This window comes from Prochlorococcus marinus str. SB, assembly GCF_000760115.1.
Taxonomy (GTDB): Bacteria; Cyanobacteriota; Cyanobacteriia; order PCC-6307; family Cyanobiaceae; genus Prochlorococcus_A; species Prochlorococcus_A marinus_D.
The window spans coordinates 118645-143824 of the sequence record NZ_JNAS01000002.1 but is presented as its reverse complement, the minus strand read 5'-3'; the positions used below and the strand labels follow the sequence as shown (position 1 = coordinate 143824).

Annotated in this window: 27 protein-coding genes; 17 read left to right on the top strand and 10 right to left on the bottom strand. The window is 32.3% G+C overall.

Annotated features, from left to right (window positions below):
* Positions 1–74: 74 nt before the first annotated feature.
* The 4 genes from EV02_RS05480 to lepB are packed head-to-tail and all read left to right on the top strand — an operon-like array spanning position 75 to position 1915.
* Positions 75–329, top strand: coding sequence for a hypothetical protein (locus tag EV02_RS05480; protein WP_032519408.1), 255 nt, complete (start codon positions 75–77; stop codon positions 327–329).
* Positions 319–873, top strand: coding sequence for an inorganic diphosphatase (locus EV02_RS05485; protein ID WP_032519407.1), 555 nt, complete (start codon positions 319–321; stop codon positions 871–873). The genes EV02_RS05480 and EV02_RS05485 overlap by 11 nt, the downstream gene beginning before the upstream one ends.
* Positions 870–1226: a Spx/MgsR family RNA polymerase-binding regulatory protein gene (locus EV02_RS05490; protein ID WP_032519406.1), complete on the top strand. Its 357-nt coding sequence runs from the start codon at positions 870–872 to the stop codon at positions 1224–1226. The genes EV02_RS05485 and EV02_RS05490 overlap by 4 nt, the downstream gene beginning before the upstream one ends.
* A gap of 29 nt (positions 1227–1255) precedes the next feature.
* Positions 1256–1915 carry a signal peptidase I gene (gene lepB, locus EV02_RS05495; RefSeq protein WP_032519405.1) on the top strand — a complete coding sequence of 220 codons (660 nt, stop codon included), beginning with the start codon at positions 1256–1258 and terminating at the stop codon, positions 1913–1915.
* Positions 1916–1968: 53 nt separating this feature from the next.
* On the opposite strand, the gene EV02_RS05500 is transcribed toward lepB, so the two are convergent.
* Positions 1969–3297 (bottom strand): histidine phosphatase family protein, encoded by a 1329-nt coding sequence (locus EV02_RS05500; RefSeq protein WP_032519404.1) that lies wholly within the window; start codon positions 3295–3297, stop codon positions 1969–1971.
* Between the two features lie 116 nt (positions 3298–3413).
* Here EV02_RS05500 and EV02_RS05505 point away from each other — a divergent pair, with 116 nt between their 5' ends.
* From EV02_RS05505 to tal, 4 genes are all read left to right on the top strand, one after another.
* Positions 3414–4775, top strand: a complete 1362-nt coding sequence (locus tag EV02_RS05505) for a CPBP family intramembrane glutamic endopeptidase (RefSeq protein ID WP_032519402.1) — start codon at positions 3414–3416, stop codon at positions 4773–4775.
* A 242-nt stretch (positions 4776–5017) separates the two neighbouring features.
* Entirely contained in the window at positions 5018–5287 is a 270-nt protein-coding gene (locus tag EV02_RS09745) for a hypothetical protein (protein ID WP_241433705.1), read from the top strand.
* Complete coding sequence (locus EV02_RS05515) at positions 5287–7038, top strand: peptidoglycan D,D-transpeptidase FtsI family protein (RefSeq protein WP_032519398.1); 1752 nt, start codon at positions 5287–5289, stop codon at positions 7036–7038. Before EV02_RS09745 ends, EV02_RS05515 begins: the two co-directional genes overlap by 1 nt.
* A 90-nt stretch (positions 7039–7128) precedes the next feature.
* Positions 7129–8130 (top strand): transaldolase, encoded by a 1002-nt coding sequence (gene tal / locus EV02_RS05520; RefSeq protein ID WP_032519397.1) that lies wholly within the window; start codon positions 7129–7131, stop codon positions 8128–8130.
* A 24-nt stretch (positions 8131–8154) separates the two neighbouring features.
* Here the strand turns inward: tal and EV02_RS05525 are convergent, their stop codons facing one another.
* The 5 genes from EV02_RS05525 to EV02_RS05545 all read right to left on the bottom strand — a co-directional run bounded on the left by EV02_RS05525 (position 8155) and on the right by EV02_RS05545 (position 12581).
* Positions 8155–9288: an NAD(P)/FAD-dependent oxidoreductase gene (locus EV02_RS05525; protein ID WP_032519396.1), complete on the bottom strand. Its 1134-nt coding sequence runs from the start codon at positions 9286–9288 to the stop codon at positions 8155–8157.
* Positions 9285–9833, bottom strand: a complete 549-nt coding sequence (frr, locus tag EV02_RS05530) for a ribosome recycling factor (protein ID WP_032519395.1) — start codon at positions 9831–9833, stop codon at positions 9285–9287. Before frr ends, EV02_RS05525 begins: the two co-directional genes overlap by 4 nt.
* Before the next feature lie 22 nt (positions 9834–9855).
* Entirely contained in the window at positions 9856–10560 is a 705-nt protein-coding gene (gene pyrH / locus EV02_RS05535) for a UMP kinase (protein ID WP_032519394.1), read from the bottom strand.
* Positions 10561–10684: 124 nt separating this feature from the next.
* Positions 10685–11377, bottom strand: coding sequence for a cob(I)yrinic acid a,c-diamide adenosyltransferase (cobO, locus tag EV02_RS05540; protein ID WP_032519393.1), 693 nt, complete (start codon positions 11375–11377; stop codon positions 10685–10687).
* Between the two features lie 34 nt (positions 11378–11411).
* Positions 11412–12581 (bottom strand): site-specific integrase, encoded by a 1170-nt coding sequence (locus EV02_RS05545; RefSeq protein ID WP_032519392.1) that lies wholly within the window; start codon positions 12579–12581, stop codon positions 11412–11414.
* Between the two features lie 65 nt (positions 12582–12646).
* On the opposite strand from EV02_RS05545, the gene hemH reads away from it, so the two are divergent.
* From hemH to EV02_RS05560, 3 genes are all read left to right on the top strand, one after another.
* Positions 12647–13822: a ferrochelatase gene (gene hemH / locus EV02_RS05550; RefSeq protein ID WP_032519391.1), complete on the top strand. Its 1176-nt coding sequence runs from the start codon at positions 12647–12649 to the stop codon at positions 13820–13822.
* Positions 13823–13958: 136 nt separating this feature from the next.
* Positions 13959–15722, top strand: a complete 1764-nt coding sequence (ilvB, locus tag EV02_RS05555) for a biosynthetic-type acetolactate synthase large subunit (RefSeq protein ID WP_032519390.1) — start codon at positions 13959–13961, stop codon at positions 15720–15722.
* A gap of 65 nt (positions 15723–15787) precedes the next feature.
* Positions 15788–16138 (top strand): hypothetical protein, encoded by a 351-nt coding sequence (locus EV02_RS05560; RefSeq protein ID WP_032519388.1) that lies wholly within the window; start codon positions 15788–15790, stop codon positions 16136–16138.
* Here EV02_RS05560 and pgeF read toward each other — a convergent pair.
* The 3 genes from pgeF to EV02_RS05575 all read right to left on the bottom strand — a co-directional run bounded on the left by pgeF (position 16130) and on the right by EV02_RS05575 (position 19051).
* Positions 16130–16882 carry a peptidoglycan editing factor PgeF gene (gene pgeF / locus EV02_RS09175; RefSeq protein WP_072014630.1) on the bottom strand — a complete coding sequence of 251 codons (753 nt, stop codon included), beginning with the start codon at positions 16880–16882 and terminating at the stop codon, positions 16130–16132. The genes EV02_RS05560 and pgeF overlap by 9 nt on opposite strands.
* Before the next feature lie 64 nt (positions 16883–16946).
* Entirely contained in the window at positions 16947–17852 is a 906-nt protein-coding gene (locus tag EV02_RS05570; protein ID WP_032519387.1) for a Tab2 family RNA-binding protein, read from the bottom strand.
* Entirely contained in the window at positions 17849–19051 is a 1203-nt protein-coding gene (locus tag EV02_RS05575) for a S1 RNA-binding domain-containing protein (RefSeq protein ID WP_032519385.1), read from the bottom strand. The genes EV02_RS05570 and EV02_RS05575 overlap by 4 nt, the downstream gene beginning before the upstream one ends.
* Positions 19052–19117: 66 nt before the next feature.
* On the opposite strand from EV02_RS05575, the gene EV02_RS05580 reads away from it, so the two are divergent.
* From EV02_RS05580 to folE, 6 genes are all read left to right on the top strand, one after another.
* A complete protein-coding gene (locus tag EV02_RS05580; protein WP_032519384.1) occupies positions 19118–19912 on the top strand; it encodes a creatininase family protein in 795 nt (264 codons plus the stop codon).
* A gap of 111 nt (positions 19913–20023) precedes the next feature.
* Positions 20024–20752 (top strand): aldehyde oxygenase (deformylating), encoded by a 729-nt coding sequence (locus tag EV02_RS05585; RefSeq protein WP_032520438.1) that lies wholly within the window; start codon positions 20024–20026, stop codon positions 20750–20752.
* 108 nt (positions 20753–20860) lie between these two features.
* Entirely contained in the window at positions 20861–21901 is a 1041-nt protein-coding gene (locus EV02_RS05590) for a long-chain acyl-[acyl-carrier-protein] reductase (RefSeq protein WP_032519383.1), read from the top strand.
* Positions 21902–21904: 3 nt separating this feature from the next.
* Complete coding sequence (locus tag EV02_RS05595) at positions 21905–22912, top strand: acetyl-CoA carboxylase carboxyltransferase subunit alpha (RefSeq protein WP_032519382.1); 1008 nt, start codon at positions 21905–21907, stop codon at positions 22910–22912.
* Positions 22887–23621, top strand: a complete 735-nt coding sequence (locus tag EV02_RS05600) for an SDR family oxidoreductase (RefSeq protein ID WP_032519381.1) — start codon at positions 22887–22889, stop codon at positions 23619–23621. The genes EV02_RS05595 and EV02_RS05600 overlap by 26 nt, the downstream gene beginning before the upstream one ends.
* A 153-nt stretch (positions 23622–23774) precedes the next feature.
* Positions 23775–24515 carry a GTP cyclohydrolase I gene (gene folE / locus EV02_RS05605; RefSeq protein WP_032519380.1) on the top strand — a complete coding sequence of 247 codons (741 nt, stop codon included), beginning with the start codon at positions 23775–23777 and terminating at the stop codon, positions 24513–24515.
* Here the strand turns inward: folE and EV02_RS05610 are convergent.
* Entirely contained in the window at positions 24502–25167 is a 666-nt protein-coding gene (locus tag EV02_RS05610) for a phosphoribosylanthranilate isomerase (RefSeq protein WP_032519379.1), read from the bottom strand. The genes folE and EV02_RS05610 overlap by 14 nt on opposite strands.
* Positions 25168–25180 lie beyond the last annotated feature (13 nt).

Genomic DNA, 25180 nt, shown 5'->3' with positions numbered 1-25180 from the left:
TTTGATTTATTGACATTTTGAATGTAGGATAATGATGTTTAATTATCTCCTTAATCTTTACCAATTAAGAGTTCTTGAGTTACACGAAATCAAAGCAGTTTATTCAAAGTAAATCAAGCGAAGAATCTTCTGATGGTTCTGCTCGAAATGATTTTGAAAGAGATGATGATGACCCCTTAAGTATAAGGAGTTTATCAATAACATCTTTAGGTATTATTTTTGCCTTTTTGACAATTTTTTTACCTTCAATAAGTATTTTAATTGGCAGACCTTTATCTCAAGGAAACGAGATAATTCATAATCACGATTTTAAAAAAGATGGACCTTAGTTCAATACCTCCATCTCCAATGAAGGGAATAGTGAATATTGTTGTTGAAATACCTGCAGGTAGTAGGAATAAATATGAATATTGCTCTGACGCAGGAATAATGGCCCTAGATAGAGTATTACATTCTTCAGTGAGGTACCCTTTTGATTATGGTTTTATCCCAAATACCCTTGCTGAAGATGGAGCCCCCCTTGATGCAATGGTGATAATGGACGAACCTACTTTTGCGGGTTGTCTAATAAAAGCTAGACCTATTGGAGTTTTGGATATGCATGATTGTGGTGCATATGATGGAAAACTTTTATGTGTGCCTATGGCTAATCCTAGGCAGGCTAACATAGTTAGCATTAATCAAATTGCTTCTAATCAGCTTGAGGATGTTGCAGAATTTTTTAGAACAAGTAAAGGACTTGATGGAAGAAAAGTTCAAATTGATGGTTGGAGGGATTTTGATGTAGTTGAAAATTTATTGAAAAGTTGTATGCCTCTAAAAAAGAAAAACTTTAAAGTACTTAAGAAATCAAATATTAGTAAATTAAATTGAAAAAAATAATTTTTTATAGTTATTTAAAATGCTCTACATGCCGAAAAGCCGCAAAGTGGCTTGAAAGCAAAGATTTTGAATTTCAGTTAATTGATATTGTAAAAGAACCACCACTTGTTAATTATTTAAATCTAGCCTTAGAACAATACTCTGATGATAATAAAAGGATTTTTAATACAAGAGGTAAAGCCTTTAAAACACTTGATCTTGATATTGATCGTTTGTCAAAGGAAGAAATTATTCAACTTCTTTTAAGTGATGGCAAATTAATAAAAAGACCATTTTTGATTTACGAAGGGAAAAAAGTAATATTAGGTTTTAACGAAATTGAATATGCAAAACAATTTATATAAGTTTAGAAAATCAAGACTTGATTAATCCTATGCCTAGTTCCATAAAAAGTTTTTTAAAAGAATGGGGAATACTAATTCTATTAACTTTTTTTGTTTCTTCTTGTAGATCATTTTTTGCAGAACCACGTTATATCCCCTCTGGTTCAATGCTTCCAGAATTACAAATAAATGATAGGTTAATTATTGAAAAATTTTCGCTAAGAAACTCTTTACCAAAAAGAGGAGATATTGTTGTTTTTAACTCACCTTACTCGTTTGACAAAAAATTAATTTCATCAAGGTCTAAGCCTTTACCAAAAAAAAGATATTGTTTTTTTATGAGTTTTCCTCCAATGTCGTTTATTCCTGGTTTGAGGGATCAAGCTTGCGATGCTTATATTAAAAGAGTGGTGGCCCTTCCAGGAGAAATTGTAAGTGTAAACTCTAGTGGTGAATTAATTATAAATAATAAGTTAATTCCTGAACCCTATGTCTCTTATAAGTGCTCATTATCCCTATTTAATAATTGTGGTAAATTTGAAAACATAAAAGTGCCAGAAGATCATTTTTTAGTTTTAGGTGATAATAGGGCAAATAGTTGGGATGGAAGATATTGGCCTGGAAGTAAATTTCTCCATAAAAAAGAGATAATTGGTAAAGCATATTTCAGATTTTGGCCTCTTAGTCAAGTTGGCTTTTTAATTAAATGAAGCTTTTTTCTTGACTCTGACTTTATCAAAATAAATTTTTAACAAGGCTTAATTTAAAGTGCTCCTGAAGCAGTTGAATCAAGAATCCCCCCTAGGTGTGTTGTAATGTTAAGAGCGCTAATCACAGGGGGCTTATTAGGATCATTAAAAAGATCAATTATGGTTATACCGCCATTACCCTGTTTTATCATCCAAATATTTGAATAATTAATCCCAAGGATATTACAAATTAGAGTTTTATTGACTGCATCATGAGCAACCATGAGGGTTTGATCATTATCCTTTTGCGATAAACAAATTTTGTCAAAAGCTTCTACTGACCTTTCTGATACATCTTTTATACATTCACCTTCGGGCATTATTACTTCTTCAGGTTTATCATGCCAATTTTTTAGTAAAGCAGGCCACTCTTCTCTAATTTCTGCTTCCAATTTACCCTCCCATAATCCGTGACTGATTTCTACGAGTGAATCTATTTTCTTAATTTTTAAATCTTTGTTATTTTGAAGGATTATTTGGGCTGTCTCATAAGGCCTATGCATTGAACTTGAAAATGCCTTATTGAAAGAAATATTTCTCAAATATTCGAAAGTCTTTCTAGCTTGATCTTTTCCGTTTTCATTTAAAGGGACATCAATTTGGCCTTGAAATCTACCTTCTTTGTTCCAGTTAGTTTCACCATGCCTTATTAGAAATATTCTGGAATCTCCAATTTTATTTGGAATATTTTTATTAAGATGGGAAGTTTGATTTAAGCATTCAATTTGAGTCTTAAAAGAGTTATCTTTCTTTGAAATATTGAGTATCGAGAAAGAAGCATTTTCTAATCTTATTTTTCTAAAACATTGCTTAGGCTTTCCTAATAACAAGAGTATTAAACATCTGAGAATTGCATTATGTCCAACAACTAAAATATTTATATCATCTTTGTCTAGATAAATTTTTAAAATATCTTCTACAAAATTTGTTGCTTGAAAAAATAACTCTTGAATTGGTTTATAAGTTTTATTGTCATTTCTTTTTAGGATAAGATTTTCTGGATCATTTTTCCATATAGGGTAAATTTCTGGAAATTTCCTTTTTATTTCATCAATTTTTAGACCGGCCCATTCAGTAAGATCTACCTCTAGTAAATTATCGTCGAATACAATATTTTGTTCTTTATTGAAGGTCTTTTTAATTGTTTTTGCAGTCTCTGCCGCTCTCACAAGTGGGGAGGAATAGATTTTATCGAAGTTGATTTTTGATAATGCTTTTCCTGCTTTTCGGGCTTGTTCGTATCCTTCATCGGTTAATAATGAATCGTCTGTTCTTCCTTGAATTAATCCTTTTGCATTGAAACTGCTTAGTCCGTGCCTAACTAAAACTAATCTTATAGCCATTATATAAATTTGAAAATTAAGATAATTTAATCATCTCATGGCGTGATTAAAATAGATACATAAATATAAGTAAATTCAATGATAACTAACTATAGTTTTCAATAATATAATAAGTTATGATCTTTAAAAATAGTTCTAAGTCAAAACTCACTTTAGCTTTTATTTCTATCGTCATAACTTTTTTTGTATGGCTACAAGGCTTTAGAGACAGTTTAAATAGACCATCTGTTTCATTTGATATTAGTCAAAAAGAGCAGGAAATTGCTGAACTATCTGTCCAGTCAATACCAGTAAATCTTAAAAAATTTTTTATCATTAATGATCCTGTTGATCAAATAAATAAATCACTCTCTGATGTCTCATTTGAAGAGTTAACAGAGAGAAATAAATTAATTCGAATAATCACTTCAGAATCAAATGATTCTTTAACTTATAAAAATATATCCAAAGATTTTAAAGATAAAAACTTTAAATCTCTGATTTATGAGATAGAAAAAAAATCTAATAATAATTCATATAAAGCAAATTCTGATAAATTTGATTTATTTAAAGGTGATAGATTTTTATATCACCTTTTAAGCAGAAAATTTGATTTTGACGATAGTGCATTAATAACAAAATCATTTTCAAGAAAAATGTTTTTTAAAATATTAGCCATAAGACTAATTCCACTTTTAACAATATTTATTGGCTCTATACTGGCTTTAAAAATATTATGGAAAACCATATATTTTAAAAAGTTTGGTTGGAAAGAAATTAAATCCTTAGATTTAGAATTAATTGATATGGTTTTATTAATTGCAGGTGGATTTGTTGTTTTAGGAGAAGTGGTATCACCTTTATTTTCTATCAGTTTGGTTGAACTTTTTTCTAAAAATATCTCTAATGAATTGTCTCAATCTTTAAAAATTTTCTTTGGATATCTTTTTATGGCCATCCCTCCATTATGGATAGTTTTTTATCAAATTAAATCATTGAATGGTGAATTTACTTTTAAAAAGGATTATTTACAGTTTAATTTCTTGCCAATAAAATATGCAATTATTCAGGGAATTAAAGGTTGGTTAACAATTGTTCCTTTTGTTTTATTGATCTCTCTAATTATGAATATTCTGATCGATAATCAGAATGGTAGTAACCCCTTGCTAGAAATTGTTCTCAATAATAATAATTACTTATCATTTTTTCTATTATTTATAACAACAACCCTATTAGCTCCTCTATTTGAAGAGATTATATTTCGCGGTATTTTACTGCCAACTCTTTCAAGAGATTTTGGAGTAATTTCGGGCATTATATTTTCAGCTTTTATCTTTGCATTAGCCCATTTAAGTTTGGGAGAAATGCCGCCATTATTTGTTCTAGGGATTGGATTAGCAATTACAAGAATTGCTTCAGGGAGTTTGTTTTCCTCAGTTATTATGCATTCTTTATGGAATGGATTGACTTTCTTAAATTTGTTCCTATTGAGGACATAAAGAATTTAATTTTTACTTGCGAATCAAACAAAAAGATGTTTATTTGATTAATAACACTTCTTTTATTAAAAAATAAATCAGAGATGAAACCTTATGGGAATCAACTTAATTTAAAAAAAAAAGTTTTATATAAAATTAAAAAAAACTCAGAAAAAATATCTCTAATTAATGTCAAATTAATACATCAAATTTTCGACACTATTAATATCTCTCTTTTGGTATTAATTTTCACTTTATTTTTCTTGTCTTTTAATAGTCAAAGAAAATGGTCAAATACATATAAAAACTTATATAAAACAAGAGCTATCAATAATAATCTTATTGATTATATTGCCAAAATTGAGGAATTTTATATTAGTGAACTTGAGTCTATTAATACTTATACAAAAACTAAACCTAAAGATTTAATCTATCTAGATAAACTTTCAGAAAAAAAAGAAAGTTTATTTAAGAAAAATTTAAGTAGTTTCATTGAAGGTTTTATAGATAGCAAATATCAAAGGGGATATTGATGAAAAAATACAAAAAAATTGTTCGTTTAACACCACTAGATCAAAGAAGATTTAAATTTCTCTATATTTTTAGTTTACTACTAATATTTTGTTTATTTGGTAGGTTAGTTAAATTGCAAGTCTTTAACGCATCTGATTTGCAAAGGAAAGCTAGATTAATACAGTCTTCTAAAATTAACGCCTTAAAAAAAAGGAGATCAATTGTTGATAGAAATAATAGACTAATTGCTTACGATAAACCTCTTTACAAATTATGGGCCCATCCACAATATTTTAATTTTCCTGGTGATTCAATTAATAGAGTTCGCAGTATTGAAGAAGTTACAAAAAAATTGTCATCTATCTTGGATATTAATAATGAAATACTCGTTGAGAAATTTAATAATAAAATGATTGGTATCAAGCTTTTGGATAAGATTTCTGAAGAAAAGGCAGAAAAGATTAGGAACCTTCAAATAAGCGGACTTGATTTGTTTAAATATTCTCATAGATATTATCCTCAAGGAGAGATTTACTCCAATCTTGTAGGTTTTGTAAATGATGAAAATAAAGGTTCAGCAGGTTTAGAGCTTCATTTAGATAATCAAATTAAAGTTTTTAATAAAAGTAATTTAATAAAAAGAGGAGGAGATGGAACTCCTCTACCGGATAATTCGGCCCCAGGGGATTTTATTTATGATTACAAAAGTTTAGGGCTAACTATAGACTCAAAATTACAGAAAGCGTCATTCAATGCATTATCAAAGCAAGTAAGGGAATGGAAAGCAAAGAAGGGATTTGCCATAGTTATGGATGTTAATAATGGTCGGATCCTCTCCTTGGTTACAGTCCCGTCATATGATCCAAATAAATTTTGGCAGTATGATTCTGAACTCTTTAGGGGTTGGTATTCTCAAGATTTATTTGAGCCTGGTTCAACTTTTAAACCTATTAATCTTGCCTTAGCGTTAGAAGAAAAAGTAATCCAGAAAGATGGATTAGTTGAAGATATTGGAAGGATTAAGGTTGGAGGATGGACACTTTCGAATTGGAATAAAAAAGGTAATGGATACATTGACTATCCAAAAGTATTGCAGGTTTCAAGTAATGTTGGGATGGTAAAAATAATGCAAAATTTAGACCCCACAATTTATTGGGATTGGCTACAAAATTTAGGTATAAATAAAAATTTAGAGACTGACTTATTTGAATCAACTGCAGGCCAACTAAAGAGAAAAGATTTATTTGTAAATCAATCAATTGAACCTGCCGTAACTTCTTTTGGTAAAGGGTTCTCAATCTCGCCACTTAAATTGGTTCAACTTCATGCGGCTTTAGCAAATGGGGGGTTTGAAGTGACTCCACATGTAACCTCAACTTTCAAAGAAAGAGTTAATAAAAATTCAAAGAAACAATTTTTTTCACCGGATGTCTCCAAAATTGTTCTTGAATGGATGGAGAGTGTAGTAGATAAAGGTAGTGGATCTGGAGCGAAAATCGAGGGTTATAGGATAGCTGGGAAAACGGGTACATCTCAAAAAGCCATAAATGGTTCGTATACAAGTAAAAAAGTTTGTAGTTTTGTGGCAACCTTACCAGTTAATGATCCAAAATTTGCCGTCCTCGTGGTTATTGATGAGCCATCTAAATCATATGCATATGGTTCAACTGTTGCTGTACCTGTAGCTAAAGAAATTATCGAGAGTTTGATAGTTATTGAAAAAATACCTCCTAATATTAAAGATCACGGAATGATTGTTAAAAAACCCTAAAATTTTCCATTTTTATAAATATTTAGTTCATTATCTGATGATTTCATCAGGAATAAAAGCTAGTTTATGTATATATATCATTGTCTAGATATGAAATCAATTTTAGAACAATTGTCCTCAATGACCGTTGTTGTTGCTGATACTGGAGATTTAGATTCGATAAAAAAATTTCAACCAAGGGACGCCACCACCAATCCATCGCTAATACTTGCTGCTGCTAAGAACCCTGATTATGTGAAGTTAATTGATAGAGCTTTAGACAGTTCACAAAAGGCATTGTCCCAAGGATTCTCTGAAATTGAATTAATTAAAGAAACTGTTGACCAAGTTTCAGTATTTTTTGGAAAAGAAATATTGAAAATTATTTCAGGGCGTGTATCTACAGAAGTTGATGCAAGACTGAGCTTTGACACTGAAGCTACGGTAGAAAAAGCAAGAAAATTGATCAATCTTTATAAAAATTTTGGAATTAAAAAGGAAAGAATTTTAATTAAGATTGCCGCAACTTGGGAGGGAATTAAGGCAGCTGAAATTTTGGAAAAAGAGGGTATTAAGTGCAACTTAACTTTACTTTTTAACTTCTGCCAAGCTGTAACTTGTGCTAATGCAAAGATAACTCTAATTTCTCCCTTCGTTGGCCGTATATTAGATTGGCATAAAGCAAAAACTGGTAAAACTAGTTTTGTCGGTTCTGAAGATCCTGGTGTTATTTCGGTTACACAAATATACAATTACTTTAAAGAAAAGGGATTCAAGACAGAAGTAATGGGAGCGAGCTTTAGAAATCTCGATGAAATAAAAGAATTAGCAGGTTGCGATCTTTTAACAATCGCACCAAAATTTCTTGAGGAACTAAAAAAAGAAAAAGGAGAGTTAGTTAGAAAATTAGATGAAAGTACCCAAATAAATAATTCTATTGATTATGAATTTGAAGAAAAAGATTTCAGATTAAGTATGTTAGAAGATCAAATGGCAAGTGAAAAGCTTAGTGAAGGTATCACTGGATTCAGTAAGGCTATAGAAGAATTAGAAGAGCTGCTAATAAAGAGATATTCAGAGATTAAAAATCATAAATTGATTTCTGCTAATTAAATTTAAGTTCGAATTGAAAAAGAATTAAGCCCCGCTTTTTGTTAAAAGTCGTCTGATAACTCTTTTTGCAATATCTTCATAACTCATTTCTCCTGATAATATTTGAGCAATACGTTTGGGTGCTGTTTTTCTTTTGACACCTAATTGATATCCAGTTCTGGGAAATCTATAAAATACTTGGGCTATTCTCCTCCCCCAAGCCATTGATTTCCCCCAAATGTTGTTAATTTTCTTCGTGTAAAGATTAAAATCATCTACTTTCCCTGATAGGAACTGATCTATGTATTCTGCAGCATAAAAACTGCTAATTAAAGATGGTCTAATTCCTTCAGCTAAAAATGGATCACATAGAGATGCTGCATCTCCAACCGCTAAAACTTTGTCACCATTAATTGAGTGGAAGCCATTCCATATTCTGAGTTTCTTAATAATTGTTTTATAAGAAAAATCATCAAAACCGAAGCTTCTGATAACTTGTTTATTTATAGCCTGATTTTCTAAGAGACCATTATTTATAAAAGTACCTAAACCAATATTTAAGCTTTCTCTTAGGGGGAATGCCCATGCAAAACCATATTTTATAAATCCAAACTCAAATCTTACTGCATCTCTAGGTATTTCACCTAACCCTTTCAATCTTAATGAGATTGTATTGGCAAATTTCGGTTTTCTTGGCCCTAAATTGAAATAACTAGCCCATTTCGATTGGGAGCCATCTGCAATTACAAGAAATTCTGCAATATATTTTATTTTATTATTGCAAGTAATTTCCCATTTATCATTTTTTTTTATGATTTTTTCTATCAATAATGGTCTCATTATCTGAGCTCCATTACTCAAGCATTCATCAAGTAATAATTGATCTAGTTTCTCTCTTTTAACAATCCAAAATGGGGATTCACCAGTCAGATCTGCAGTTACATTATCTGCAGCCTTCCATCTGAATTCAACATTTTTAATTTTTGATTCTATGCAATCTTCTATATTTAAAGGAAGAAATCTTTGCATTGAAGATGCCATCCCACCTGCACATGGCTTGTAATCTTGGGATTTTACTTTTTCAATAATTAAAACGGAATATCCTTTCTTTGATAGGTTAAGAGCAGTGGAAGATCCTGATAGACCTCCACCAATTATTACAACGTCAAATTCTGTCAAACTTTTAGAATTTCCTTCTCTTTCTCAGACAATTTAGTTTCTATTAAAGCGATATATTTATCAGTAATTTTCTGAATTTCAGATTGATTATCTCTCGATTCGTCAATAGAAATAAGGCCATCTTTTACGTCTTTTTTTTCTTTATCAACAGCATCTCTTCTGATATTTCTCAGAGCTACTTTTCCTTCCTCTGCATATTTAGAGGCTAATTTACAAAATTCTTTTCTTCTTTCTTCTGTTAAAGGAGGAACATTTATTCTTATTACTTTCCCATCATTATTTGGAATAATACCTAAATCACTCATAGAAATAGATTTCTCTATCGCTTGCAAACATGAAATATCGAAAGGTTGTATTGAAATTGTTTGCGAATCAACAGTGTTTATAGTGGCAAGCGATTTGATTGGTGTTTCTGCTCCGTAGTACTCAACACTTACTCTGTCTAACAAGGAAGCATTAGCTCTGCCTGTCCTAATTGTATTAAAGTTTCTTTGTATCGCTTCAATACTTTTATTCATATTTTCTTGAATTTCTTTTTCTTTCATAATTAAAAAAATTGAATGATCTCTAACTAATTAAAGAGCCTATTGGATCACCTGCAACGGCTTTAGAAATGTTCCCTTTTTTGAATATATCAAAAACCATAATTGGGATATTATTATCTTTGCAAAGTGCAATCGCAGTACTGTCCATTACGGCGATTTCATCACTTAGAACTTGTTGATAACTGAGAGAGGAATATTTTTTTGCATCTTTAAATTGATTAGGATCACGATCGTATACTCCATCAACTTTAGTAGCCTTCATAACAACTTCAGCGTTTATCTCTGCTGCTCTCAAAGCTGCTGTAGTATCAGTTGTAAAAAATGGATTTCCGCATCCACCTCCGAAGACTACAACTCTACCTTTTTCTAGGTGCCTCATGGCTCTTCTTCTGATGTAGGGTTCGGCAATTTCCTGCATCTCTATTGCAGTTTGAACTCTGGTTGCAACTCCTACTCTTTCTAAACCATCTTGAAGTGAAATAGCGTTCATTACTGTTGCGAGCATACCAACATAATCAGCTGTCGCTCTATCCATGCCATCTGCAGACCCTTTAAGCCCCCTAAAAATATTCCCGCCCCCAACAACTATTGCAAGTTGTACATTATTTTCGACTACTTTTGAAACATCCTCTGCAATTGACTGAACTATAGCAGGATCAATACCATAAGGTTTTTCACCCATTAGTGCTTCACCACTAAGTTTTAAGAGAACTCTTTTGTAAGTCATTAAATAATTGTACTTTTAAGACCTTAGCAAGTAAAAGCACCAAATTTATTTTTTGTTCAGATATTGCTTGCGTCTTTAAACATTTCTAAACCTGCAAAAAAAAAATTTAAATTGTTTACCTTAACTAAAATTCAACACACTTTTGTGCTTTTATTCCTTGTTCTTTAAATGGATGTTTTATTAGTCTCATTTCTGTAACTAGATCGGCGTAATTGATAATTGAATCAGATGCTCCCCTTCCAGTCAAAACAATATGATTTTTTCTGTTTTTTAAGCTTTTTAAAAAAGTGATTATTTCTCCGGGTGCAAGATAACCAAGTTTTGTAGCAATATTAATTTCATCAAGAATGATAAGTTTATAAGATTCGTTTTGTATGTATTTTTTGGCTAATTGCCAAGCCTCTTGAACCAATTTTTCATCTCTTATTCTGTCTTGCGTTTCCCACGTAAATCCCTCTCCTAATGAATGCCAAGATAGGTTTGAAGGAAAGTTTTTAAGTGCTTTTTCTTCTCCAGTGGTCCAGCCTCCTTTGATAAATTGAATTATTGCTACTTTATAGCCATGCCCTATCGTCCTTAAAGCCATACCTAAAGATGCAGTTGTCTTGCCCTTGCCATTTCCTGTGAAAACAATCAATAATCCTTTTTTTGTTTTTCTAATTTGTAGTCTTTCGGCTTGAATATCTTTTCTTTGCTGCATTCTTTTTTTATATGAGCTCTCATCGTTATCCGGTGATAATTTACCTCCCATCCCAAGTTTATTGGCTTGATTATCGAGGTTAAATATTTTCTCGGAAGATGAAGGTTTTTCTTGCATATGACACTTATTTTTATTTATTTATTATAAATCTTTAAATATTTTTAACTCTTTTAACTTTTAAAAGTGCATTATTTACAGCCTGTTGTTGATCTCTTTTAGTAATCCAGTGGTGATAAGTTTGAGTATGCAAACTAACCGAATGGCCCATCATTCTGGCAGCCACAGTATCAGGTAAATCATAAAAAATTGTTCTTACTGCCCAAGCATGCCTTAGATCATAAGGTTTTATTTGTAAAGAGTAACGTTTAAACTGGTCTGTAATTTTTTTCCCAATATTTTGTAAGGTTGTAATTTTAAGGTCTCTATTGATATTTGGTAAAAGTTCTGGATTTTCACCAAGTTTTGATAATTCAAACTTTTCCACCCATTCAGGATGAAATGGCCAAACTTGATGTTCCCCAGTTTTAGTAGTAGGTAAAACTCTAATAATTTTGTCCCCATAATTAGTAAGAGAACTTAAATCACAAAAAAATACTTCATGATTCCTTAATCCATACGTAGCCATCAGACCAAAAACAAATTTCCAAGACTTGTTTGGGATCTTTTCCCACAGTTTCTCTATTAATTCGTCTTTAGGTAGATCCCTAAATCCTGCTTTGTTTAGACCATATCCTCTAGAATTTAATTTCCAATCTTCTGGTAGTTTAATATCCATAAACTTAGCCAAAACACTTAAAGAAGTTGCGCATTGTTTCCTACTTCTTGTACCTTCCTTATAACTTTCAAGTGTTTTTTGAAATATTTTTTCTAAAGCTTCATTCTCATAGTCATTATAAATATTTAGGATCCTTTTCATATATGGTTTGTAAGAACTTTTCCAAGTAGTTTTTCTAGTACTGGTTCGAAAATCACTTTTATTTTCTTTAAAAAAAAATTCCTCAAATTGATTTAATCTATTTGGGAATTCAAAACCATCTTTTATTTCTTTTTTATAAGGTTTGCCTATCCAATTAATCCAATCAAATTGATTCAATTCCAATTGCAAATTGATTAATTGTAATTTTTTTTTGGCCTCCTCTAATCCGGAAATATCAGCCTTTAACCCAAGAGATATTCTTTGAATTTTAAAGTTATTTTCATCTTCTTTAGAGGGAAGTGAACCACGGATATTTAATTTCTCTCCTCTTTTCTCAATTTTAAGCTTGCTGCCTTGAGTAGCAAATTTATCATTGACATTATTAATTTCCTGAATTACGTTCATTTACTTATATAATTGTCCATATAATGACGTTTTAAATGTTGATTTTCAATCTCCATAAATTTTAAATGGATAAAATAGGCGTCTTACTAATGAATTTAGGAGGGCCTGAACGCATTACTGATGTAGGCCCATTCTTATACAATCTTTTTTCTGATCCAGAAATAATCAGGACTCCTTTCCCTTTTTTTCAAAAGCCCCTAGCTTGGTTAATTAGTACACTTAGGAGTACTACCTCACAACAGGCTTACCTCTCTATAGGTGGAGGTTCACCTATCAGAAGGATAACTGAACAACAAGCAAGAGAATTACAGTCTAAATTAAGGGACAAAGGTTTTAATGCTACTACCTATATTGCTATGAGGTATTGGCATCCTTTTACCGAATCAGCAATTGCTGATATGAAAGCAGATGGCATAGATCAAGTTGTTGTAATACCCTTATATCCACATTTTTCTATAAGTACTAGTGGTTCGAGCTTTAGGGAATTAAAAAAATTGCGAGATTCTGATGATGAATTTAAGAAGGTTCCAATGAGATGTGTTAGGAGTTGGTTCAGTCAAGCAGGTTACTTAAAGTCTATGGTTGAATTAATTTCTGAACAAATTTCACTTTGTGAATCACCTTCAAAAGCCCATATATTTTTCACTGCTCATGGAGTTCCTAAGAGTTACGTAGAGGAAGCTGGAGACCCTTACAAACAACAAATTGAAGATTGTTCTTTATTAATTATTAATGAGTTGGAGAAATGTTTAGGACATAGTAACCCTCATACACTTTCTTATCAAAGTAGAGTCGGTCCTGTTGAATGGTTGAAGCCTTATACAGAAGAAGTGTTAGCTGATCTTGGAAGGTCTAATGTTAATGATCTGATTGTGGTCCCTATAAGTTTCGTTGGAGAGCATATTGAAACATTGCAAGAAATTGATATTGAATATAAAGAAATTGCTGAAAAGGCTGGTATTAAAAATTTTCGGAGAGTTAAGGCTTTAAATACTCATCCTACTTTTATTGAGGGCCTAAGTGATCTGGTGATTTCCTGTTTGGAAGGACCTCTTGTTAATTTAGAAGAGGCTTCTCAGTTGCCTGAAAAAGTGAAACTTTATCCCCAAGAGAAGTGGCAATGGGGTTGGAATAATAGTTCAGAAGTATGGAATGGAAGGGTAGCAATGATTATTTTTCTTGTGCTTTTTATTGAACTTATTTCAGGCTCTGGACCTCTACATAAATTAGGCATTTTATAAAGAACAGTTGAAACTTATTAGATAATTTTTAATTTATTAAAAGATTATTTTGAATACATTTCTGACATTACATTTCTAAATGAGGCAAAAGTATTTAATTAAGTTTAATATTTAAAGTAAATATTGAATTTCTTTAGTGACTCTTACTTCGAGATCCTTTTCAAAGGGTAGTTCAAAACATGAAAACCCAATTTGGATAACCGGTGCAGATGCACTAATGGATTCCTTAAAAATTCATGGAGTAAAAGTTATATTTGGGTATCCCGGGGGAGCCATATTACCAATATATGATGCTGTTCATAAGGCAGAACAAGAAGGTTGGTTAAAGCATTATATGGTAAGGCATGAACAAGGTGGTTCGCATGCGGCTGATGGATATGCAAGATCTACTGGTGAAGTAGGAGTATGTTTTGGGACCTCAGGCCCAGGTGCAACAAATTTGGTAACTGGAATTGCCACTGCGCAAATGGATTCAGTCCCCCTAGTTGTAGTTACAGGTCAAGTCCCAAGACCTGCTATAGGGACAGACGCTTTTCAAGAAACTGATATTTTTGGCATAACTCTTCCAATAGTTAAACATTCATGGGTAATAAGAGATCCTTCAGATATAGCGAAAATAGTTTCTGAAGCTTTTTTTATAGCCTCATCTGGAAGACCTGGACCTGTTTTAATTGATGTACCCAAAGATGTAGGTCAGGAGTTCTTTAATTACCAAAGAGTTTTGCCTGGCGAGATTATTCCTAAAGGATTTAAAAGGAATGGAGAAATTAATGATTCCGATATAAATAAAGCAATTAAATTAATAGAAGATTCTGAAAGACCTCTTCTATACGTAGGTGGTGGAGCAATATCTTCAGGGGCTCATGACGAAATAAAAACTTTGGCAAAGAATTATCAAATACCAGTTACCACAACCTTAATGGGGAAGGGCGCTTTTGATGAAAAAGACAATTTATCAGTAGGGATGTTAGGAATGCATGGAACTGCTTACGCAAATTTCGCTGTTACAGAATGCGATCTTTTAATTGCTATTGGAGCTAGATTCGATGATAGGGTGACAGGAAAATTAGATACTTTCGCACCTAATGCAAAGGTAATTCATATAGATATCGATCCAGCAGAAGTTAATAAAAATAGACGAGTAGATGTTGCTATTGTTTCTGATGTTTCAAAAGCTGTTCTAAAAATTAATGAACAATCTCTAAAAAATAAACTTACTTGTCAGACAAAAAACTGGTTAGAAAAAATTGATTTTTGGAAAAATAAACACCCTTTATATGATCCGCCTAAAGAAGGAGAAATTTATCCTCAAGAGGTTCTTTTAAAAGTGAGAGAATTTTTACCAGAAGCTTATGTAACTACAGATGTAGGACAACATCAGATGTGGGCTGCTCAATATCTTAGAAATTCCCCAAGAAAATGGATTAGTAGTGCAGGCTTAGGCACTATGGGTTTTGGATTGCCAGCGGCAATTGGAGTAAAAGCAGCCTTACCTGACTCAGATGTAATTTGTATTGCAGGAGATGCAAGTGTGTTAATGAATATTCAAGAATTAGGAACTTTATCTCAATATGGTCTAAAGGTGAAATTGATTATTATCAATAATCGCTGGCAAGGGATGGTAAGACAATGGCAAGAAAGTTTCTACGATGAAAGATATTCCTCATCTGATATGAGTTGTGGTGAACCTGATTTTGTAAAACTTGCTGAGTCTTTTGGAGTTAAAGGATATTTGATTTCTGATAGAAAACAATTACAGAATGAATTAAAAAATGCGCTTAATCATGATGGCCCTGCCTTGATTAATATCCTTGTCAGAAGAGGTGAAAATTGTTATCCAATGGTTCCTCCTGGCAAAAGTAATGCTCAAATGGTTGGATATGTTAATTGTGAAGACTAATTTTTTAAATTTGTCATTTTAAAAAATTAACTTTAGGATGATTTAAAAATTAAAATATTTCTGAATTGAAAAATTTATCAAAAATTTTAATTATAGCCTGCTTGATTGTTCTTAATCCTGTAATAGTTAACTCGGCCGAAATTCTTCAAATTAAAAGTTCAAATACTATTTTGGTGGGGGATCAAAATAGGAATTTAACGATTGGACTATTTTGTGTAGATGTAAATGAATTTGACGAGCTTGAAGCAACTAATTTACTTAAGAGTGAATTTCCAAGGGGAAGCAAAGTTAAAATAAAACCTTTTGGTTTCAAAAATAATGTTTTGTTAGCCAAAGTTTTTAATATTAAAGGTACTAAGGAGATGACCGAATTATTAGTCGCTAAAGACTTAACTAGTGAAATTTGTTCAAGTTAACCTCTTTGAGCAAATAAAATTCCATTGTCTCGAGAATGTTTTGCTCTTTCTCCAAGAATTAAATTCATTTTTTAATTGGTATGTGCATAAATTTGAAATGTCTATATTTGTATTGGGAATGTTTTCACCTAAAAGTTGTTTATAGGCAGATCTTTTGAGATCAAGTTGATTGAAGTTTTGCTCTTTGAAGTGATTTGAATCACTAAAACAAAGGTCTTTTTCAGTTTTAGTCAAATTAACTGTTATTTTTTTGTTTTCGGCTTTTCTATAAAATTCATTGAATGTAAATTGATCAACTAGATAATTTTCCTTAGAAATAGATGGTCCTATGGCAACAAGTAAGTCATCTCTAGATGTCCCAAAATTATCGAAAATTTTAACTAGATTTTTTATTATTTTTTTTTCCAAACCTTTTCTTCCACAATGTAAGGCTGCTACATTTCTTGTCCTTTTATCTGCAAAAAATATTGGCATGCAATCAGCTGTATAAATCCATAAGTTTTGATTGCATTTATTGCCAAAAAGACCATCTGCATCAGTCTTATTTCCTTCTTGCGAAAATGATCCAAGGACTATCACATTACTGTGAATTTGATTGGAAACACAATTTATATAATTTTCATTAAAGTGATTTCCCAATAATTGAAGAAATTTCTCAGAGCTAGACTTCGTAAAATATGCATGTTTGAAATTATATTGACTAAGGATAGGTGAAGCATAATACTCAAATTTTTTGTTCTGAATGAAAAATTCAGCTTTTGAGAAATATATTTCTTTGTATGGAATAGTTCCTGCTCCTAAGATGAATTTATGAAATTAATTCAATATCTCTCAAGATCCAGAATCCTGCAAATTTTTCGATGTATGGCGTTGATTGTATAGAAATAAATTGATAACCAAAAGAGTTTTTTTTATTCTCTAAAAATTTTTTACTCAAAATGTTTGCATCTTTTTCTGGTAAATCAGTTACCAGCCACTTGTCCTCTTCTGAAGCTTCAAGTATGAGTTGGTTCTTATTGATGACTAGTTTAATAGGTTCTAAACAACTGAACCATGCAGAAAGTGCTAAAGATCTATCTTTGCTAAAAAGTCTTAATCCAGGAACTAAGTAATCATCATCTAAATCTTGCTGAATTGGGAAAATATCTCCAAATTCTATAGGCCAATTTTCTGCTGATTTTAATTCGCCAATCGATATTTCAGAGATAGTTAAAGCATCACCCCTTACTTCTTCTGGCAGAGGTTGAGGAGAATTTTCAATTTTAGATGTAAAAGTAGGGGCTAATACTCCTCTTACATAACCTTTTTCCTTTGGATAAATCTCTTTTTCAAGAAATTCGATTCTATCTAATAAATCGTAAGTTCTCCTACTTACAATAGCCTCAATACTTAGGGCCTCTAGAGATCTCTTAATGATCGATTTCATTGAGGATCTCCAGAATCGAACTATTGAGGGCTTTTCCCACCCTTGTTTTTTTGCTTCATTTATTGCTTCATTTAGTGCCTTTGTAAGCCATACTGAATTAACTTCATTGGCAGGGCATTTTTTATTCCAAAGAAAATTACCTTCTGTCTTATAACTTCTTGTAGAGCAAATAATTAACTCCCACCTTTTTTTCCCATTTGATTCAATAATTGGTCTTGAGTAAAAGTCTAATTCCCAATCTGAAATTTTTAATTTAAGACTAGACTCCATTTCTTTGTTGATGTTCATTTATCTTGTTCTTTTTTATCAAAGAGTGCTTTAGTTTTTAGTGCTCTCTCCGCGGCTTCTTGCATAACCTTTTGCTTATCAATAATTAATTCTCCCGCAGAGTTTTCTAGGAGTGCTGTATTGAGACCAATGCGCCCTTTTTCGAGGTCAATTTCAGATATTAAAGCTTTTATAATTTCCCCTTCTCTAAAAACTTCTCTTAAAGAACGAATCGATCCATTTGTTAGTGAGGATTGATGAAGAAGTCCGCTAGCTCCACCTAAATCAATAAAAAAGCCATATGGTTTTACAGCTAAAACTTCCCCTTCAATTAGTTGGCCCAATTCTAGACTTGTAAGTTTAGAGACTAATGATGCTTTCTTTTCAGAGAGAACTAATTTTCTAGATTCTGGATTCACTTCAAGAAAGGCTACTTTTAGAGTTTTGCCAACAAATGATTGATAATCTTGACCATCTTCAAGTTGAGATCTTGGGATAAAACCTCTTAATCCATCTACATCACAAGTAAGCCCACCTCTATTAAATCCATTAATTAAAACGTTAATTAATTCTCCATTTTTTGCGGAACTTGATACTTTCTCCCAACTTTGCCTGAGAATTAATGCCCGAGCGCTTACTGTTACCATTCCATCAGCATTTTGTTCTTTGATAACCAAGACTTCCATCTCTAGGCCTATAGAAAACTTTTCTTTAAAGTTAGTTATGACACCTAAACCACATTCTTTTTTGGGCATATAACCAGGTGCTTTCCCACCAATGTCAACATATAATCCATCACTTTCGATTGCTATAACCTTACCTGAAATTGTTTCTCCAGTAGCCCCAATTGGCTCATTTGCATTTAAAGCCTCCAAAAAGGCACTTTCATCAAAATCAAATTCATCAACTGTTCTTTCTAATTGAAAATCTGTGTTTTGCTCAGAAAAATTAAGAGGTCTATTTAAATCTTGTTGAGGAATATCAAAATCCTTGGTATTTTCATTAATGTCCTCAATTTTTTTTAATGAATCATCTTTAATGATTTGAGGTTTAATTGCAATATTTTCTTTTTTAATATCTTCTTGCGAATTGGTTGGCACCTCATGTATTTCTTTAGATTTTTTTTGAGAATCTTTCTTGCTTATGTGAAGTACCTGCAAAGGTTTTTTATTGCCCTTTGGTTGGATATTATCTTGGGCATTTTTATTACTGACTCCCATCGTAGGTAAAATAAGAATAATTAATTATTAACATACTCTAAATGTTAGTACTCAAAATTAAAATTAATGAACTTTAAACCAATACCTAATAAATTTGAATATTTAAATTGGCAAGAAATTGAGAGTATTGCAAAAGAAAAAAGATCAACAGTGATTTGGCCATTCGGTGCAGTTGAGCAACATGGACCGCATTTGCCTCTTGCTACAGATAGTATTTTTGTTGATGAAATCATTAGTGAAGTTTTAAAATTATTCTCTGCCGATATTCCATTAAAAAAACTTCCAACTCAATATATTGGTTTTTCGCCAGAACATAAGGGATTTACCGGGACAATTTCACTTTCCTCAAATTTAATAACTTCAATGATTAAGGAAGTCGGTGGTCAATTATCTGAAATGGGTTTTAAAAGATTGATATTGATTAATGGACATGGAGGTCAAATCTCATTACTAAACACAGCGGCAAGAGAGCTAAGAAGTTTCTCACCAGGGATGGCAGTTTTCCCTTGTTTCTTGTGGAGTGGTGTTAATGGAATAAGTGAATTATTAACAAAAACTGAGATCGAGTATGGGCTTCATGCTTCTTTAGCTGAAACAAGTTTGATGCTCGCTTTAAAACCAGAATTAGTAGGTGATGAACGCCCAAATGAGAGCATTAAAGGAAAAATTCCAGAAGGCTGGAGTCTAGAGGGGAATGCTCCTAGTGCTTGGCTTACTGATGACTTCAGTAAATCAGGAGTTATAGGAGATAGTAGAGGAGCAAATGAGTCTTTAGGGAAAAATTTAAAGGAATTATTGATTAATCATTGGTTCAGATTGATTATGAATCTGATGCAATCAGATTGGCCAAACAATTCTTAAATAAGTTTGAGTAAAAAATGTGACTTAACAATTGAAACTATTTTCATGATATTTAAATAAACTCTCTATAATCATGTAATATTCATGCATAATGAGCTAAAGATTACTGACATGCAAACTCTAGAATCAAATAAAAAAACTATTGACGAATCGATTAATCCGATTTCTTTAGAATTGCCCGACTTCACTACAGATTCTTATAAGGATGCATACAGCAGAATAAATGCAATTGTTATAGAGGGAGAGCAAGAGGCTCATGATAATTACATTTCAATAGCAACTTTAATTCCAAATGAGTTAGAGGAGTTAACTAAATTGGCGAGAATGGAAATGAAGCATAAAAAAGGTTTTACTGCATGTGGTAGAAATCTAGGTGTAGAAGCTGATATGGAGTTTGCTAAAAAATTCTTTTCTAAATTACATGGTAATTTTCAAGTTGCTCTCGAAAAAGGAAATTTAACAACTTGTCTTTTAATACAAGCTATCTTAATTGAAGCTTTTGCAATCTCTGCTTATAACGTCTACATAAGAGTTGCGGATCCCTTTGCAAAAAAAATAACAGAGGGAGTGGTCAAAGATGAATACCTTCATTTAAATTATGGCCAAGAGTGGCTTAAAGAGAATCTATCTTCTTGTAAAGAGGAATTAATGGAAGCTAATAAGGTTAATCTTCCTTTAATCAAAAAGATGTTAGATGAAGTAGCAGATGACGCATCAGTTTTAGCTATGGACAGAGAAGAATTAATGGAAGAATTTATGATTGCTTATCAAGATACATTGATGGAAATAGGTTTAGATAATAGAGAAATCGCAAGAATGGCTATGGCGGCTATCGTCTGATTATATTTCTAACTTAGTAAGGATTTTAATAATTAATCTATCGTATTTAAGTAGTTACCTCTGTGCTATTGTTCTTAACATCGTATAGAAACCATTTATAAATTTTAAATGTTTGGGTTAATAGGCCACTCAACCAGTTTTGAAGATGCAAAAAGAAAAGCTTCGATGCTAGGCTTTGATCATATTGCTGATGGCGACCTGGATGTTTGGTGTACTGCTCCTCCTCAGCTTGTTGAAAATGTAGAAGTTAAAAGTGCTACTGGAATATCTATTGAAGGTTCTTATATAGATTCGTGCTTTGTTCCTGAAATGCTTTCTAGGTTTAAAACGGCTAGAAGAAAAGTACTAAATGCTATGGAACTAGCTCAGAAGAAAGGGATAAACATTACCGCTTTGGGAGGATTTACTTCTATTATTTTTGAGAATTTTAATCTTCTACAGCATAAACAAATTAGAAATACTTCATTAGAGTGGGAAAGGTTTACTACTGGCAATACTCATACCGCCTGGGTTATTTGTAAGCAACTAGAAATAAATGCTCCTCGCATTGGGATAGACCTTAAAAAAGCAACTGTTGCTGTAATTGGTGCTACAGGAGATATTGGTAGTGCTGTTTGTAGATGGCTTATCAATAAAACTGGGATTTCAGAACTTCTTATGGTAGCAAGACAGCAAGAACCACTATCGCTGTTACAAAAAGAATTAGATGGTGGCACCGTAACAAGCTTAAATGAGGCATTGCCTCAGGCGGATATTGTTGTATGGGTTGCAAGTATGCCTAAAACTATTGAAATTGATACAGATAATTTAAAAAAACCATGTTTAATGATTGATGGCGGATACCCCAAAAATCTTGATGAGAAATTTCAGGGTCAAAATATATATGTTTTAAAAGGAGGTATAGTTGAGTTTTTCAATGATATTGGTTGGAATATGATGGAACTTGCGGAAATGCAAAACCCTCAGCGAGAAATGTTTGCTTGCTTTGCAGAAGCTATGATTTTAGAATTTGAAAAGTGTCATACAAATTTTAGTTGGGGAAGAAATAACATTTCCCTTGAAAAAATGGAGTTTATTGGAGCAGCTTCTCTAAAGCATGGTTTTTCTGCGATTGGACTTGATAAGCAGCCTAAAGTATTAACTGTATAAATTATGGCTAAACGTTACCTACTTGATTTTGAAAAGCCTCTTGTTGAACTTGAGAAGCAGATAGAGCAAATTAAAGAATTAGCTCGAGATTCAGAAGTAGATGTTAGTCAACAGCTTCTGCAGCTTGAAACCTTAGCTGCTAGGAGAAGAGAAGAAATTTTTAAATCGCTCACCCCTGCTCAAAAGATTCAAGTAGCTAGACATCCTCAAAGACCTAGTACTTTGGATTTTGTTCAAATGTTTTGTGATGACTGGATCGAATTACATGGAGACAGAAATGGTGGCGATGATATGGCACTAATTGGGGGGATAGGTTCGATAAATCATAGACCAGTGTTGATGTTAGGGCATCAGAAAGGAAGGGACACAAAAGAAAATGTAGTAAGAAACTTTGGGATGGCAAAACCAGGAGGTTACCGAAAAGCTCTTAGATTAATGCAGCATGCAAATAGATTCTCTTTGCCAATTCTTACATTTATTGATACTCCAGGAGCTTATGCTGGTTTAAAAGCTGAAGAACAAGGTCAAGGTGAAGCGATTGCAAGAAACCTTCGAGAGATGTTTGGATTGAAAGTCCCAATTGTGGCTACTGTCATTGGAGAAGGAGGTTCAGGTGGCGCACTCGGAATAGGTGTTGCCGATAGGTTACTAATGTTTGAACACAGTGTTTACACAGTTGCTAGTCCAGAAGCATGCGCATCAATTTTGTGGAGAGATGCTGCGAAGGCACCAGAAGCTGCATCAGCACTTAAAATTACGGGTAAAGATTTACTTAAATTAGGTATAATAGATGAGGTATTACCAGAACCTTCTGGTGGGAATAATTGGGCTCCTTTAGATGCTGGTAACACTCTAAAAGAGGCTATTGAGAAACACCTTAATGCTTTACTTCAAATGCCTGAAGACGAATTAATTGAGGAAAGATACAAAAAGTTTAGGGTTTTAGGTAAATTTATCGAAGCAAATAATCTTGAAGAGATCTATAGTGAAATCCCCCAAAGAACTGAATAAATTGAAACTAGCTTTTATAACGGGTGCTACGAAAGGTATTGGAAGATCTACAGCAATTACTTTTGCCAATGCTGGTTGGGATTTAATTTTACTCTCCAGGAGTATGGATTTAATGGAGAAACTAAAGAGTGAACTGTTAACCAATAAATCAAAAATTAACCTCGTAAAATGTGATTTATCTAATCCTCTAGAAATAAAGCATTGTGTTAAAGAGGCAATTGAGAAGTATGGGTGCCCTTCTGTATTGATAAATAATGCCGGTTGCGCATTTAACGGCTCTTTAGTTGAAATGGAATTAGGTCAATGGGAACAAACTATTCAAATAAACCTCACAAGTGTTTTTCAAATTTGTAGTTCAATAATTCCTAAAATGAGAAAAAATGGTGGTTTAGTTATTAATGTGAGTAGTCACGCTTCTTATAATGCATTCCCCCAATGGGGAGCTTATTGTGTTTCAAAATCTGCATTAGCTATGTTTACTAAATGCTTGAGGGAAGAGGAGAGATCTAATTCAATAAGAGCGTGCACAATAACTCTTGGTTCAGTAAATACTCCTCTTTGGGACTCCGAATCAATCAATTCTGATTTTGATAGAACTTCTATGCTCTCCTCAAATGAGGTATCAGAAACTATTCTCTACATGGCTCAAAAACCTGAATCACAATTGATCGAAGACTTGACTTTGATGCCATCTGGCGGAGCCTTTTAAACATTTTGTTTATCTGCTTAATCTTAGAACAGTGATTTTTTTTAGTGCTATTTGAACCCGATTAAACAAGAGAATGTGATATAGTATATGAGCAATTAAGCTTTTGGAAGATACAGTAAATTAAGTTGCATACAATTTTCTGTTAAGAATTTTATGACCTCTACATTACCCAACGATAATATTAGAAAGTTTGACGACCAGATTACTAATAAACTAATTTCTGAAATTATAAGAGACAGAATTAAAAATTCTGGCACAAGATTTAGTGCTAACGATAATATTTCTGATTTTATAAATCCTGGTGAATTAGAAATCTTAGAAAAAGAAGTTGCCTCTAGAGTTAAAGACTTACTAAAGTCCCTCGTAATTGATGTTGAAAATGATCATAATACTCAAGAAACTGCTGAAAGAGTTTCGAAAATGTATCTAAATGAAGTTTTTAAAGGTAGATATCATGAACAACCTAAAGTAACAAGTTTCCCTAATGACAAGAATCTTGATGAAATTTATACAGTTGGTCCAATTACGGTTAGATCTGCATGTTCACATCACTTAGTTCCTATTTTAGGAGAGTGTTGGATAGGTATTAAACCTGGAAATAAAGTCATAGGACTTTCAAAATTCGCGAGAGTTGCTGATTGGGTTTTTTCCAGGCCTCATATTCAGGAAGAAGCTGTAATGATCCTTGCAGATGAAATCGAAAAACTTTGTGAACCTAAAGGTTTAGGCATTATTGTAAAGGCCCAACATTATTGTATGAAGTGGAGGGGAGTCAAAGAACCAAATACAAGTATGATTAATTCAGTGGTTAGAGGGGATTTTAGACACGATTTAAGTTTAAAACAAGAATTTTTTGAGCTTGTAAAACAGCAGTCCGCTACTAATAATTACTAAATTTTTTTAGAAATTTTAAAAGATCTTCTGTTTTTTTAATATCTTTTAAACCTGGAGATATTTCAATACTACTTGAAATATCTATTCCATCTGGTTTTAAATCAGTGAGGATTTCATCAATCCATTCAATTGATATTCCACCTGCCAACCACCATGGCTTGCTAAATTGCAAATTCTTTAAATAAATAGAATTTATTTTTTTCCCTGAACCTCCATAAGTTTCTTTATTCCAAGAATCAAGTAGTATCGCATCTACAAAATCCTCAAAAGGTTTTATTTTATCTATGTCCTTTTCCGTTTTTATTCTAAAAGCCTTCCATAGGCCAATATTGGGAATTTTTTCCCTTATTTTTTTGCAATAATCAATATCTTCATCTCCATGTAATTGAATTATAGTTTCACTTGGATTTCCTAAGAAATTTTTAATAATTAATTCTATTGGGCAATTTTGTACAACTGATACCCTCTCGATTTTTGGATAAAACCTTTGTAAGGTTGTAAAAATATTTTTCTTCATTTCAGCTGATATATATCTTGGTGACTCTTCCACTGAAATAATGCCGATAGCATGCGCTCCTAATTTTGCTACTTGAAGAGCTTGTTCTTCTGAAGTTAGGCCGCAAATTTTAATTAAAGTATTACTCTTGGGCATATAATTAGCCTTT

Coding starts and splice junctions, on each gene's coding strand:
- EV02_RS05485 (WP_032519407.1), top strand. CDS start 319: ATGGACCTTAGTTCAATACCTCCATCTCCAATGAAGGGAATAGTGAAT.
- lepB (WP_032519405.1), top strand. CDS start 1,256: ATGCCTAGTTCCATAAAAAGTTTTTTAAAAGAATGGGGAATACTAATT.
- hemH (WP_032519391.1), top strand. CDS start 12,647: ATGGATAAAATAGGCGTCTTACTAATGAATTTAGGAGGGCCTGAACGC.
- EV02_RS05570 (WP_032519387.1), bottom strand. CDS start 17,852: ATGAACATCAACAAAGAAATGGAGTCTAGTCTTAAATTAAAAATTTCA.
- pyrH (WP_032519394.1), bottom strand. CDS start 10,560: ATGACTTACAAAAGAGTTCTCTTAAAACTTAGTGGTGAAGCACTAATG.
- cobO (WP_032519393.1), bottom strand. CDS start 11,377: ATGCAAGAAAAACCTTCATCTTCCGAGAAAATATTTAACCTCGATAAT.
- EV02_RS05575 (WP_032519385.1), bottom strand. CDS start 19,051: ATGGGAGTCAGTAATAAAAATGCCCAAGATAATATCCAACCAAAGGGC.
- EV02_RS05505 (WP_032519402.1), top strand. CDS start 3,414: ATGATCTTTAAAAATAGTTCTAAGTCAAAACTCACTTTAGCTTTTATT.
- EV02_RS05515 (WP_032519398.1), top strand. CDS start 5,287: ATGAAAAAATACAAAAAAATTGTTCGTTTAACACCACTAGATCAAAGA.
- EV02_RS05595 (WP_032519382.1), top strand. CDS start 21,905: ATGGCTAAACGTTACCTACTTGATTTTGAAAAGCCTCTTGTTGAACTT.
- EV02_RS05610 (WP_032519379.1), bottom strand. CDS start 25,167: ATGCCCAAGAGTAATACTTTAATTAAAATTTGCGGCCTAACTTCAGAA.
- EV02_RS05590 (WP_032519383.1), top strand. CDS start 20,861: ATGTTTGGGTTAATAGGCCACTCAACCAGTTTTGAAGATGCAAAAAGA.
- EV02_RS05580 (WP_032519384.1), top strand. CDS start 19,118: ATGAACTTTAAACCAATACCTAATAAATTTGAATATTTAAATTGGCAA.
- EV02_RS05500 (WP_032519404.1), bottom strand. CDS start 3,297: ATGGCTATAAGATTAGTTTTAGTTAGGCACGGACTAAGCAGTTTCAAT.
- EV02_RS05545 (WP_032519392.1), bottom strand. CDS start 12,581: ATGAACGTAATTCAGGAAATTAATAATGTCAATGATAAATTTGCTACT.
- tal (WP_032519397.1), top strand. CDS start 7,129: ATGAAATCAATTTTAGAACAATTGTCCTCAATGACCGTTGTTGTTGCT.
- folE (WP_032519380.1), top strand. CDS start 23,775: ATGACCTCTACATTACCCAACGATAATATTAGAAAGTTTGACGACCAG.
- EV02_RS05585 (WP_032520438.1), top strand. CDS start 20,024: ATGCAAACTCTAGAATCAAATAAAAAAACTATTGACGAATCGATTAAT.
- frr (WP_032519395.1), bottom strand. CDS start 9,833: ATGAAAGAAAAAGAAATTCAAGAAAATATGAATAAAAGTATTGAAGCG.